Annotated in this window: 12 protein-coding genes; 7 read left to right on the forward strand and 5 right to left on the reverse strand. The window is 62.6% G+C overall.

Annotation, left to right across the window (positions count from 1 at the left end):
* Nucleotides 1-55 precede the first annotated feature (55 nt).
* Nucleotides 56-1,498, forward strand: a complete 1,443-nt coding sequence (locus tag ABI582_RS24435; RefSeq protein WP_258908141.1) for a SulP family inorganic anion transporter — start codon at nucleotides 56-58, stop codon at nucleotides 1,496-1,498.
* A 112-nt stretch (nucleotides 1,499-1,610) separates the two neighbouring features.
* Here the strand turns inward: ABI582_RS24435 and fusA are convergent, their stop codons facing one another.
* Both fusA and ABI582_RS24445 read right to left on the reverse strand, forming a co-directional pair.
* The gene (gene fusA, locus ABI582_RS24440) at nucleotides 1,611-3,722 is read right to left on the reverse strand and encodes an elongation factor G (protein ID WP_338744641.1); all 2,112 of its coding nucleotides are present in this window, start codon (nucleotides 3,720-3,722) and stop codon (nucleotides 1,611-1,613) included.
* 73 nt (nucleotides 3,723-3,795) lie between these two features.
* Nucleotides 3,796-4,221, reverse strand: coding sequence for a hypothetical protein (locus tag ABI582_RS24445; RefSeq protein ID WP_442120534.1), 426 nt, complete (start codon nucleotides 4,219-4,221; stop codon nucleotides 3,796-3,798).
* Nucleotides 4,222-4,361: 140 nt separating this feature from the next.
* On the opposite strand from ABI582_RS24445, the gene ABI582_RS24450 reads away from it, so the two are divergent.
* Complete coding sequence (locus ABI582_RS24450) at nucleotides 4,362-4,664, forward strand: hypothetical protein (RefSeq protein WP_016488209.1); 303 nt, start codon at nucleotides 4,362-4,364, stop codon at nucleotides 4,662-4,664.
* 3 nt (nucleotides 4,665-4,667) lie between these two features.
* Here the strand turns inward: ABI582_RS24450 and ABI582_RS24455 are convergent, their stop codons facing one another.
* Together ABI582_RS24455 and gcvA are read right to left on the reverse strand one after the other, a co-directional pair.
* Nucleotides 4,668-5,918, reverse strand: coding sequence for a 2-aminoadipate transaminase (locus ABI582_RS24455; protein WP_442120535.1), 1,251 nt, complete (start codon nucleotides 5,916-5,918; stop codon nucleotides 4,668-4,670).
* A gap of 235 nt (nucleotides 5,919-6,153) precedes the next feature.
* A complete protein-coding gene (gcvA, locus tag ABI582_RS24460; RefSeq protein ID WP_442120536.1) occupies nucleotides 6,154-7,050 on the reverse strand; it encodes a transcriptional regulator GcvA in 897 nt (298 codons plus the stop codon).
* 255 nt (nucleotides 7,051-7,305) lie between these two features.
* On the opposite strand from gcvA, the gene ABI582_RS24465 reads away from it, so the two are divergent.
* The 3 genes from ABI582_RS24465 (at nucleotide 7,306) to ABI582_RS24475 (ending at nucleotide 10,025) form a co-directional block, all read left to right on the forward strand.
* Nucleotides 7,306-8,688, forward strand: coding sequence for an amino acid permease (locus ABI582_RS24465; RefSeq protein WP_063424918.1), 1,383 nt, complete (start codon nucleotides 7,306-7,308; stop codon nucleotides 8,686-8,688).
* A gap of 56 nt (nucleotides 8,689-8,744) precedes the next feature.
* On the forward strand, nucleotides 8,745-9,242 hold the full coding sequence (locus ABI582_RS24470) for a PaaI family thioesterase (protein ID WP_338744637.1): 498 nt from the start codon (nucleotides 8,745-8,747) through the stop codon (nucleotides 9,240-9,242).
* 87 nt (nucleotides 9,243-9,329) lie between these two features.
* Nucleotides 9,330-10,025: a glutathione S-transferase N-terminal domain-containing protein gene (locus ABI582_RS24475; protein ID WP_442120537.1), complete on the forward strand. Its 696-nt coding sequence runs from the start codon at nucleotides 9,330-9,332 to the stop codon at nucleotides 10,023-10,025.
* 164 nt (nucleotides 10,026-10,189) lie between these two features.
* Here ABI582_RS24475 and ABI582_RS24480 read toward each other — a convergent pair whose 3' ends face one another.
* A complete protein-coding gene (locus tag ABI582_RS24480) occupies nucleotides 10,190-11,806 on the reverse strand; it encodes an inorganic phosphate transporter (protein WP_442120538.1) in 1,617 nt (538 codons plus the stop codon).
* Nucleotides 11,807-11,933: 127 nt separating this feature from the next.
* Between ABI582_RS24480 and ABI582_RS24485 the strand changes: the two genes are divergently transcribed.
* Nucleotides 11,934-12,320, forward strand: coding sequence for a DUF488 domain-containing protein (locus ABI582_RS24485; protein WP_442120539.1), 387 nt, complete (start codon nucleotides 11,934-11,936; stop codon nucleotides 12,318-12,320).
* A gap of 11 nt (nucleotides 12,321-12,331) precedes the next feature.
* Nucleotides 12,332-12,763: a GNAT family N-acetyltransferase gene (locus tag ABI582_RS24490; RefSeq protein ID WP_442120540.1), complete on the forward strand. Its 432-nt coding sequence runs from the start codon at nucleotides 12,332-12,334 to the stop codon at nucleotides 12,761-12,763.
* Nucleotides 12,764-12,826 lie beyond the last annotated feature (63 nt).

Here is a 12,826-nt window from a genome sequence, read left to right on the forward strand (position 1 = left end):
AACATCGCGCCCCTCGTTTTTGTAACGTCCGCCAGGACTGCACCACAGGAAACCCATGAAGCCCGCCCGACTACGCGCCGACCTGCTCGCCGGCCTGACCACCTCGTTCGCCTTGGTGCCCGAGTGCATCGCCTTTGCCCTGGTGGCTCACCTCAACCCGCTGATGGGCCTGTATGGCGCTTTCATCATCTGTACCCTTACGGCGCTGTTTGGGGGGCGACCGGGGATGATTTCCGGCGCTGCCGGCTCGATGGCGGTGGTGATCGTTGCACTCGTTGTGCAGCACGGCGCGCAGTATCTGCTGGCCACGGTGCTGCTGGGTGGCGTGGTGATGATCCTGTTTGGCCTGTTGCGCCTGGGCAAGCTGGTGCGCCTGGTGCCGTACCCGGTCATGCTCGGCTTCGTCAACGGCTTGGCCATCGTCATTGCCATGGCGCAGCTGGAGCATTTCAAGGACGGTGAGCACTGGCTCAGTGGCGCGCCGCTGTACCTGATGATCGGCCTGGTGGCACTCACAATGGCCGTGGTCTACGTGCTGCCGAAACTGACCCGTGCGGTGCCGCCGGCGCTGGTGGCGATCTTGGGCGTTGGCCTGCTGGTGTACCTGCTCGACCTGCCTACCCGCACCCTGGGCGACATGGCGCACATCGCCGGTGGCCTGCCGGGGCTGGCGCTGCCGGATGTGCCCTGGAACCTGGAAACCCTGAAGATCATTGCCCCCTATGCGGTGCTGATGGCCATGGTCGGCCTGCTGGAGACCTTGCTCACCCTCAACCTGACCGATGAAGTGACCGAGAGCCGTGGCTTCCCGGACCGCGAGTGCGTGGCGCTGGGGGCGGCAAACATGGTCTCGGGCCTGTGCGGTGGCATGGGCGGTTGCGCGATGATCGGGCAGACGGTGATCAACCTCAGCTCCAATGGCCGTGGCCGGTTGTCGGGGGTGGTGGCCGGGGTGATGATCTTGCTGTTCGTGCTGTTCCTGTCGCCGCTGATCGAGCGTATCCCGCTGGCGGCGCTGGTCGGGGTGATGTTCGTGGTGGCCCAGCAGACCTTCGCCTGGGCGTCGCTGCGGGTGCTGCACAAGGTGCCGGTGAACGATGTGCTGGCGATCATTGCGGTGACCGTTGTGACGGTGTTTACCGACCTGGCCATGGCAGTGCTGTTCGGCATCATCATCGCGGCGCTCAACTTTGCCTGGCAGCATGCGCGGGAGCTGTACGCCGACAGCCATGAGGACGGGGAAGGCGGCAAGCGTTATCAGGTGCATGGCACGCTGTTCTTTGCCTCTACCGCCTCGTTCCTCAACCAGTTCGACACGGCCCAGGACCCGGCCCAGGTCACGCTGGATTGCCAGCATTTGAGTTTTGTCGACTATTCGGCGGTTGCGGCGCTCAAGACCTTGCGAGAGCGGTATGCGAAGGCGGGCAAGCATTTGCGCGTGGTGCATTTGTCAGAGCGGTGCAAGAAGCTGTTGAAGCGGGCAGGTGAGCAGCACTGAGCCTGATTGTGGCCTGTACCGGCCACTTCGCGGCTAAAGCCGCTCCCATAGGGGTATGCGATCCCTTGTGGGAGCGGCTTTAGCCGCGAAGGGGCCGGTACAGGGGAACCGCTTACTCCCCGCGGTTTTTCTTGACGATGCCATCGGCGATGCTCGCCGGTGCCTCGGCATAGCGGGTGAACTCCATCGAGAAGCTGGCCCGGCCCTGGGTCATCGAACGCATCGAGGTGGCGTAGCCGAACATCTCGCCCAACGGCACCTCGGCACGGATCACCTTGCCGGCCGGTGTTTCGTCACCGTCCTGGATCATCCCGCGGCGCCGGCTGAGGTCGCCCAGAATGTCGCCCTGGTATTCCTCCGGCGTCACCACCTCCACTTTCATCACCGGTTCCAGCAACACCGCGCCGCCTTTCTGCGACAGCTGCTTGGTGGCCATTGAAGCCGCGATCTTGTAGGCCATTTCGTTGGAGTCGACATCGTGGTACGAACCGTCGAACACGGCGGCCTTGAGGCTGATCAGCGGATAACCGGCAAGCACGCCGTTCTTCATCTGCTCCTCGATACCCTTCTGGATCGCCGGGATGTACTCGCGCGGTACTACGCCGCCAACGATTTCGTTGATGAACTCCAGGCCTTCCTTGCCTTCGTCGCCGGGGGCGAAACGGATCCAGCAATGGCCATACTGGCCACGGCCGCCGGACTGGCGCACAAAACGCCCCTCGATCTCGCAGGTGTTGCGGATCTTTTCCCGGTAGGCCACCTGCGGCTTGCCGATGTTGGCCTCGACGTTGAACTCGCGGCGCATGCGGTCGACGATGATGTCCAGGTGCAACTCGCCCATTCCCGAGATGATGGTCTGGCCGGTCTCTTCGTCGGTACGCACGCGGAATGACGGGTCTTCCTGGGCCAGCTTGCCCAGGGCGATGCCCATTTTTTCCTGATCGGCCTTGGTCTTGGGCTCCACGGCCACGGAAATCACCGGGTCAGGGAAGTCCATGCGTTCGAGGATGATCGGTTTGTCCATGTCGCACAGGGTGTCGCCGGTGGTCACGTCCTTCATGCCGATCAGCGCGGCGATGTCGCCGGCGCACACGTCCTTGATTTCGGCACGCTGGTTGGCATGCATTTGCACCATACGGCCGATGCGTTCCTTCTTGCCTTTGACCGAGTTGAGTACCGCGTTGCCTGAGCTGAGCACGCCGGAATAAACGCGGGCAAAGGTGAGTGTGCCGACGAACGGGTCGGTGGCAATCTTGAAAGCCAGGGCCGAGAACGGCTCTTTGTCGTCGGCGTGCCGTTCCAGGTGCTTTTCTTCATCGTCCGGGTCGGTGCCGCGGATGGCAGGGATTTCCGACGGGGCGGGCAGGTAGTCGATTACCGCATCGAGCATCAGCGGTACGCCCTTGTTCTTGAAAGAGGAGCCGAGGATGGTCGGCACGATTTCGTTGGCGATGGTGCGTTTGCGCAATCCGGCCTTGATCTCTTCGATGCTTAGCTCTTCGCCTTCAAGAAACTTGTTGAGCAGTTCGTCATTGGCCTCGGCGGCTGCTTCTATCATGTGCGCGCGCCATTCGTCGGCAAGCGTCTGCAGTTCGGCGGGTATGTCTTCTTCGCGGTAGCTGGTGCCGTGGTCAGCGTCGTTCCAGTAAATGGCTTTCATCTTCACCAGGTCGATCTGGCCGATGAAGTTCTCCTCGCTGCCGATGGCCAGCTGGATCGGTACCGGGTGGTGCCCCAGGCGCTGGTCGATCTGCTTGACCACACGCAGGAAGTCGGCACCCTGGCGGTCCATCTTGTTGATGTAGGCCAGGCGTGGCACATGGTATTTGTTGGCTTGGCGCCAGACCGTCTCGGACTGTGGCTCTACCCCGTCAGCACCGCTGAATACCACCACTGCGCCATCGAGCACGCGCAACGAACGCTCCACCTCGATGGTGAAGTCGACGTGGCCGGGGGTGTCGATGATGTTGAAGCGGTACTTGTGCTCAAACTGCTTGGTCGAGCCTTGCCAGAACGCGGTGGTCGCCGCCGAGGTGATGGTGATACCGCGTTCCTGCTCCTGGGCCATCCAGTCCATGGTCGCGGCGCCATCGTGCACCTCGCCCATCTTGTGGTTGACCCCGGTGTAGAACAGGATCCGCTCGGTAGTGGTGGTCTTGCCGGCGTCCACGTGGGCGACGATGCCGATATTGCGGTACAGCTCGATGGGCGTTGTGCGGGCCATGGCGGACTACCTGCGAATGGGCGGATTCCACCACGTTAGCAGACCGGTGGAATCCTGCCCTGCCGCCGGGCCGTCAGTCGGCCTGGGCTTGCAGCATCCACTGGCCATCCACTTCACGGGCTACCCCGCTGGCCGTCAGCAGCGCCAGCAGACGCGAGTGCAGGGCGGCTTCGGTAAAGGTCTTGAGGGTGGTCAGGTCCAGTGTGCCGACCAGGTTGAGGTCGGCCTTGGTGTACGACAGCCAGGCCTTTTTCAGTACCTGGGCGACATCGCTGCCCGAGGTGCTGGCGAAGCGGCGGTGCCACTGGCGGCTGTCGAAGGTGAAGGTGTGGGCGTGGCTGTAGGTGCTTTCGTCGCCACCTTCAGTGCAGCGGTGGCAGCGGCACGGGCCTTCGCCGAAGGCGTTGCGCAGGTAGCTGTTGAAGTCCACGACGGGCTTGAGGGACAGGCGTTTGTCGACATCGAACAGGTCGGCGATCAGGGGTTCTTCGGCGCTCACTCGGGATCCTCGTGTGGTGTGGCGTGCATCGGCGGGCACCCTAACAGATCGGGGCATTCAGATCACCTGTAGAGACAACGGAGACCGCCTGCCGTACTCTACGCGCCCTTACGCCTACACACCCACTGAGGTAACCCCGCTTGAGCACCAAGTACCCGTACACCGCCACCGTGACCATCAGCGCCGAAGACCGTGGCGGAGATACCGAAGCTTCGGAAAACCCCAGCATGCGCGTGGGGCTGGAAGCGGTGACCGAAACCCTGAAGAAGGTGCATTTCGTCGGTACGCTCGCGGCACCTGAAAAACAGGCCACGCACATCTGCGTGACCCTGGAGAACGGCCTGACCTACTACGGCCCGATCGTCAACGGCCACGCCGAACTCGAAGGCGGCTGGATCGCCTTCGAATCCGACATGCTGACCCCTGAAGAACTGGGCCTGTAAGCCTCAGTTCAGCTCCACCAGGCACTGCTCGAGGATATCCAGCCCTTCCTCGAGCACCTCGGCCTCGATGGTCAACGGTGCCAGCAGGCGGATGATGTGTCGCGCCTTGCCGCTGGGCATCAGCAGCAAGCCCTTGGCCCGTGCCGACTCCATTACCTTGGCCAGTTGCGCCGGCGCCGGGCTGCCGTCGGCATTGACGAATTCGATGCCGCGCATAGCGCCCACGCCCGTCAGGCGGCCAATGTAGGGGCTCAGGCCCGAAGCCTTCCAGCGCTGGTGGCGGCTGACGATGGCCTGCTCCTGGCGCTCACCCCAGGTGGCGATGTTCTCGTCGGTCATCTGTGCCAGGCTGGCCAACGCCGCCGCACAGGCAATCGGGTTGCCCGAATAGGTGCCACCGAGGCCGCCCTTGGGTAGTGCTGCCATCAGTTCCTTGCGCCCGACCACCGCCCCCAGCGGCATGCCGCCGGCGATGCTCTTGGCCACCAGCAGCAGGTCGGGCTCGATCCCTAAGCGCGGGAAAGCGAAGCGCTGGCCGGTGCGGCCGAAGCCGGACTGGATCTCGTCGATGATGATCAGGATGCCGTGTTGGTCGCAGAAGCGGCGCAGGGCCTGGGCGAAAGCCGGGTCGAGGGCGAGGAAACCGCCTTCGCCCTGCACCGGCTCGAGGATGAACGCTGCCACGTCTTCCACGGCCAGTTCGACGCTGAACAGGCGCTCCATGGCCTTGAGTGCCTGCTCGCAGGTAACCCCGGTATCGGCGCCAGGGTAGGGCAGGTGGTACACCGGCCCAGGCAGCTCGCCCACCCGTTGCTTGTAAGGGGCCACCTTGCCGTTGAGGTTCAGGGTGGCCAGGGTGCGGCCATGGAAACCGCCATCGAAGGCAATGATGGCGCGCTTGCCTGTAGCGCCACGGGCAACCTTCAGGGCGTTTTCTGCCGCTTCCGCACCGCTGTTGGTGAGCATGCCGGCCAACGGGTAGCTGACCGGTACGAACTGACTCAGCTGTTCCATCAGCGCCAGGTATGGGCCGTGGGGCGCGGCGTTGAACGCATAGTGGGTCAGGCGGGTGGCCTGAGCCTGGATCGCTTCGACCACGGCGGGGTTGCAGTGGCCCAGGTTGAGCACGCCGATGCCGCCGACAAAGTCGATGTAACGTTTGCCGTCGGTGTCCCAGACTTCGGCATTACGGCCATGGGAAAGTGTGATCGGGTGAACGATGGCGATGGACTGGCTGATACTTTCCTGGTTCATGGGCACGCGGGACCTTTGTTCAAGTTTCTTATTATCCAAGCGTGTTGAGGGGTTATGCCGCAAACGAATTATTCGATTGCGGTCATTCCCTGAATTCGTGATCTGGCCGGAATGTGTGTTGCCTGTGCCGGCCTCTTCGCGGGTAAACCCGCTCCCACAGGTTCACCATGGACCTGAGCATTGTGCGATCCCTGTGGGAGCGGGTTTACCCGCGAAGAGGTCTGCTCAGGCTATATCAACCCCCCTCAGCCACCCGCTCCCGGATCCACTGCACAAAGGCCCTGATCTTGGGCACTTCGGCAGCATGCTCGGCATGCGCGATAAAGTGCTTGCCGTTGCTCGCCACCGGGTGGTCCCAGGCCACCACCAGCTTGCCCTCGCTCAGCTCCTCGGCCACCAGGTAGCGCGGAATCAGGGCTATGCCGCAACCGGCAATCGCCGCGCGAATGCACAGGTAGAACGTGTCGAAACGCGGCCCGTGGTAGCTGTTCTGGCTGTGCAGCCCCAGCCCCAGAAACCATTCATGCCAGGCCTCCGGCCGCGACACGCACTGCAACAGGCGGTGCTCGGTCAGTGCCTGGGCGCTTTCAAAGGGGTGGTTGGCCAGCAACTGCGGGCTGCACACCGGCACCACTTCTTCGCTGAACAGCTCGATGCAGGTTGCCCCAGGCCAGGTGCCTTGGCCGAAGAAAAAGGCCACGTCGGCCTTGGCCTGCACCAGGTCGAATGGCTCCAGTTCGTTGCGCACATCCAGGTGAATACGTGGGTAGCGATCGCCGAAACCCTTGAGTTTGGGCACTAGCCAGCGTGCACCGAACGTAGGCTGGGTGGCGATGCGCAGCACTTCGGTTTCGTCGCCGTAGCTGAGGATGTAGCGGCTGGAAATATCGATCTGGGTGAGGATCTTGTTCACTTCGGTGAGGTACAGCGCGCCGGCCGGGGTCAGGTGCAGGCGCCGGCGAATGCGCTGGAACAGCGAGTGCGACAGCATGTCTTCGAGCTGCGCCACCTGCTTGCTGACGGCGCTCTGGGTCAGGTGCAGTTCCTGGGCCGCGCGGGTGAAGCTGAGGTGGCGGGCGGCCGCTTCGAAGCACTGAAGGGCGGTGGTCGAAGGCATCAGGCGTTTGGACATGACAGGCAAATACCGAGCAAAAAAGGAAGGAGTTCATTCCAAAGCGGAATCATGTGGTTCGAAAAGGTCGTTTGTTGACCCCGGCCTATAGATTAATACTGACCTGGATCAACGATTACAACCGGTCATGTGAAGAGGAGGTCAGTACCCGCTTCCGGCATCTGCAAAACAACAAAAACGACTATCAGAAATTTACAAGAATTCTGCTCCGACCTTCAGCCGCTTTGTCGCGGCCGACCCATTCGAGGGTTCTTCATGGCTTCGCAAGACAACAAGAAACAGCGTTCCCTGCAGCACGGCCTGACTTCCCGTCAGGTTTCCATGATCTCCATTGCCGGTATCATCGGCGCTGGCTTGTTCATCGGTTCCTCAAACGCCATCGCCACCGCCGGCCCGGCCATTCTCATTTCCTACGCCATGACCGGCCTGCTGGTGTTGCTGGTGATGCGCATGCTGGGCGAAATGGCCATCGCCAACCCTAACAGCGGCTCGTTCTCCACCTACGCCTCCGAGGCCATCGGCCCTTGGGCGGGCTTTACCATCGGCTGGTTGTACTGGTGGTTCTGGGTGCTGATCATTCCGGTCGAGGCGATTGCCGGCGCCGACATCCTGCATGCTTACTTCCCAGGCGTACCGTCCTGGTTGTTCGCCTTCCTGATCATGCTGGTGCTGTCGGGTACCAACCTGATCAGCGTGAAGAACTTTGGCGCCTTCGAGTACTGGTTCGCGCTGGTCAAGGTGGTGGCGATCATTGCCTTCATCGTGGTCTGCAGCCTGGCGGTATTCGGCTTCTGGCCGCTGGCCGAGGTGTCCGGGGTCAGCCGGCTGTGGGAAAACGGCGGCTTCATGCCCAACGGGTTCGGCACTGTGCTCGGTGGCGTGCTGATCACCATCTTCTCGTTCTTCGGCGCCGAAATCGTCACCATTGCCGCTGACGAAACCGCCAACCCGAAAGACAAGATCCGCCGTGCCACCAACCTGGTGGTGTACCGCATTGCCATCTTCTACCTGGCGTCGATCTTCCTGGTGGTGTCGCTGGTAGCCTGGAATGACCCCGCGCTGAAAGCGGTCGGTTCCTTCCAGCGCGTGCTGGAAGTGCTGAACGTGCCGGGCGCCAAGCTGCTGGTCGACCTGGTGGTACTGGTGGCGGTGACCAGTTGCATGAACTCGGGCCTGTACACCGCGTCGCGCATGCTGTATTCGCTGGGTGCCCGCGGCCAGGCACTGAGCATGACCAAGCGTATCTCCGGCTCGGGCGTGCCGACCGTGGCGGTCATCTTCTCGACGCTGGCTGGTTTTGCCGGGTGCCTGGTCAACTATGTGTTCCCGGGTAAGGTCTTCGGCTTCTTGCTGTCCACCACCGGCGCCATCGCCTTGCTGGTGTATCTGGTGATTGCCGTGTCGCAGCTGCGCATGCGTGCCCGCGCCGACCGTGAAGGGCGCCCGCTGGAGCTGAAGATGTGGCTGTTCCCATGGTTGACCTGGCTGGTGATCGGTACCATCGTCATGGTGCTGGGCTACATGCTGTTCAGCGATGCCTACCGCTATGAAACCCTGATGACCGCTGGGGTGACCGCGTTCATCCTGCTGGTTTCGCTGACCCAGCGGCATGCCAAGGTAGTTGCCCAGGCGGCCTGATGTATCTGCTCTAATGGGGGCGTTGCGCGCCCCATTCCAACAAGCACAGGTAGCGTATGACTGATCACCCACTTTCTCTTCAGGCCCTCGCCGCGCCTGAAGGCACCTGCTACGGCTGCGGCTGCGCCCACCCCAGTGGCCTGCACCTGCAAAGTCACTGGGACACCGACGGCATCCACCTGGTGTGCCGGCATGCACCCGACAGCACCTTCATCGGCTGGCCCGGCCTGGTCTACGGCGGCCTGCTGGCGATGCTGGTCGATTGCCATTCCAACTGGACGGCCATGGCCTACCACTACCGCAACGAAGGCCGCGAGCCGGGCAGCCTGCCGCGTATCGACTGCGTTACCGGCACGCTCAACCTGACCTACCACAAACCTACGCCGATGGGCGTCGAGCTTCTGCTCAAGGCCCGAGTGGAAGGGGAAGTGGGGCGCAAGAGCCGGGTGATTTGCGAAGTCTGGGCCGAGGATGTGCTGACCGTGACCGCCGACTCGGTGTTCGTCCGTGTCGATACCGAAAAGCTCAAGCTCAAGGCCCACGGCCAGGCTTGAGTAGCCAGCGCTGATGAGTGGTCGGTGATGGTCAGCGGCTGGGGATGTGTCTAGAGTGACAGGTTCATTCCCCAGGCAAGGTTGATCATGACCGATCTCAGTGCTTTCCCTATTACCCGCAAGTGGCCCGCCAAACACCCCGAACGCCTGCAGCTGTATTCGCTGCCCACGCCCAATGGCGTCAAGGTGTCCATCATGCTCGAAGAAATCGGCCTGGCCTACGAGGCGCACAAGGTCATCTTCGACAACGACGACCAGTTGAGCCCCGAGTTCATTTCGCTCAGCGCCAACAACAAGATCCCGGCCATCCTGGACCCCAACGGCCCGGGCGGGCAGCCGTTGCCGCTGTTTGAATCAGGGGCGATCTTGCAGTATCTGGCGGAGAAAAGTGGGCAACTGCTCAGCCAGGAGCCTGCGCAGCGTTACCAGACCCTGCAGTGGCTGATGTTCCAGATGGGCGGTATCGGGCCGATGTTCGGCCAGGTCGGGTTCTTCCATTTCTTTGCTGGCAAGGACTATGAAGACAAGCGTCCGCGTGACCGTTACGTCAACGAGTCCAAGCGGCTGCTGGGTGTGCTGGACCGGCACTTGAAAGGCCGGGAGTGGATGGTGGACGAGTACAGCATTGCCGACATCGCCATCTTCCCTTGGGTGCGCAACCTGGTGGAGCGCTACAACGCACGGGACTTGGTGGGTTTTGACCAGTTCAAGGAAGTGCAGCGGGTGCTGGCCACCTTCCTAGAACGGCCAGCAGTACAGCGCGGCCTGAAAATCCCGAGCTGATAACGCAGAACCAGCCACGTACACCGGTCCCTGTAGGAGCGGCCTTGTGCCGCGAAAGGGCCGCAAAGCGGCCCCGGGATTTCAGCAAAATGCACAAAATGCCGGGGCCGCTTTGCGGCCCTTTCGCGGCACAAGGCCGCTCCTACAAAGGGCGCAGTACAGGTTTAGAAAATGTGGCTCAGCAGCCAGTACAGGCTCCCAGCCAACAGCATGGCCGCCGGCAGGGTCAGCACCCAGGCCATCAGCAAGTTGAACAGCGTGCGCTTCTGAATCCCTGAGCCATTGGCCACCATAGTCCCGGCCACCCCCGAACTCAGCACGTGGGTGGTCGAGACCGGCAACCCGAACATGTCCGCTGCGCCAATGGTGCACATGGCAACCACCTCCGCCGAGGCGCCTTGGGCATAGCTCAGGTGGGCCTTGCCGATCTTCTCGCCCACTGTCACCACGATGCGCCGCCAGCCAACCATGGTCCCCAGCCCCAGCGCGATGGCCACGGCCACTTTGACCCACAGCGGAATGTAGCGGGTGGCGTCGTCCAGTTGGGTCTTGAACAGTTGCACATGGCTGCGGGTGTCGGCGTCGAATGCCACCAAACGGTTTTTTTCGATCAGGCGAATGGCTTCGCTGGTCAGGTACATGTCATTGCGCACATTGGCCATGGCTTCGGCGGGTATACGCTTGAGCGAGCCGTAGCCTTTGACCTCTTCACCGATCATCCCGGTCAGCGCCGCCAGCGCCGGTACCAGTTGCGGGCTGGCCTTGGGCTCGCCGATGAACGCGGTCAGGGTCTGGCGCGGGTCAGCCGGGGCCGCTTGCGGGTCGTTGCGCACCAGCGCCTGGCGGGTCACCTCGGCGACGGCGGAAAACTGCAGGGCCTGCTCATTGGGCATGGTCTTGTTCAGCGCATACGCCATTGGCAGGGTGCCGACCAGAATCAACATGATCAGGCCCATGCCTTTCTGGCCGTCGTTGGAACCATGGGCGAAAGACACCCCGGTGCACGTCAGGATCAGTACGCCACGAATCCACCAGGGCGGCGGTGTCTGGCCTTGCGGCGCCTGGTATAGCGCTTGACGCTTCACCAGTGCTCGAAGGGCGAGCAACAACAAGGCGGCGCAGGCAAAGCCGATCAGGGGGGAGAACAGCAGGGCGTAGCCCACCTTGCTGGCCTGGGCCCAGTCCACGCCGCTGGTGCCGTCACGCCCATGCATCAGCGCATTGGCCACACCCACACCGATGATCGAGCCAATCAGGGTGTGCGAGGATGACGCCGGCAGCCCCAGCCACCAGGTGCCGAGGTTCCAGATGATCGCCGCCAGCAGCAGGGCAAAAACCATCGCGAAGCCGGCCGAGGAGCCCACCTGTAGAATCAGCTCCACCGGCAGCAGAGCGATGATGCCGAATGCCACCGCGCCACTGGAGAGCAGCACGCCGAGGAAGTTGCACAGCCCGGACCACACCACTGCGACCGGTGCCGGCAGCGCGTTGGTGTAGATCACGGTGGCCACCGCGTTGGCGGTGTCGTGGAAGCCATTGACGAATTCGAAGCCCAGGGCAATCAACAGTGCCAGGCCCAACAGCAGAAACGGCGTGACTGTGGTGATCACCGTGCCGCTGGCGTTTACATCCTGCTTCAGGCTCCAGGCGGTGTAGGCGATACCGGCCAGCAGCAGGCCGAAGAACAACACGAGGGTGGCGCGCCCAGGCTTGTGGGCAAGCTGCGGGCGGGCGTCGCGCTGGGCCAGGTGCGGCTGGCTGGCCAGTGACGGGGTTGCCATGATGGCTCCGGTTGGCGTTGGGCAAGTTGCCGAAGGCCTTGAGCATAGAAACAATTCGTAACCCGACCGTGACCTCGATCAATGATTTATCTAGGCTCAAGACGGACGGTAAATGCAGGAGAACGCCATGATCCGCTGCAAGCGTGTCTACGATGCAGCCGCAGCCGACGATGGCCAGCGTGTGCTGGTAGACCGCCTGTGGCCGCGCAACCTGCGCAAGGAAAGCCTCCACGCGCAGTGGTTGCGCGAAGTGGCACCCTCGGATGATTTGCGTAAGGCGTTTCACCAGGGGGAGGTGGACTTTGCCGGTTTCACCCAGCGCTACCAACGAGAGCTCGCCGCTCACCCGGAGTATTGGTATCCGCTGCTGGACCTCGCCGGGAAGGGCCCGCTGACCCTGCTTTATGCAGGCAAGGACACCGAGCACAACAATGCCCGAGTGCTGGCCGAATGGCTGGAAAGCGAACTGGACCGGCGTGGGCCTGGCAGTTCACCCGTGTGCTATGCCCAATGAGTGATGTGGTAATGCCCCTGCAACTGATTGCCGCCAATGACAGTCACCGTACGTTCGCCCGCGACCTCACGCGGCGCGCCATGCTGCCGTACTACCGTGAATTTGACCTGCTGTGGATCGAGGACGCCTTCGACCAGGCCTGGGGTTGGCGCGAGCAGTGGCTGATCAGCGATGGCGATAGCCTGTTGGGTTTCTGCAGCCTCAGCCAGGACCGTCAGGCACTGTTTATCCGCGAGTTGCACCTGTTGCCCGAGCATCGCGGGCGCGGTGTCGGCAGCTGGGTGTTGGAGGAGCTGGCGTGGTGGGCCGGCCAGCGGCGCCTGCCGTTGCTGAGGCTGATGGTGTTTCGCAGCAACCCGGCGCGCGGGTTGTACCAGCGCCACGGCTTTGTCGAAATGGGTGAGGACGGGTGCTTTGTGCGCATGCAGCGCACGATTGGCTAGTAGCGCAATGATGGCTTGTCGCGACCGAAGCGCAGGGGCATAGTAAACCCAGGCGCTCACGGT

The sequence above is a fragment of the Pseudomonas sp. SAS7 genome, assembly GCF_052112345.1.
GTDB classification, from domain to species: Bacteria; Pseudomonadota; Gammaproteobacteria; order Pseudomonadales; family Pseudomonadaceae; genus Aquipseudomonas; species Aquipseudomonas putida_Q.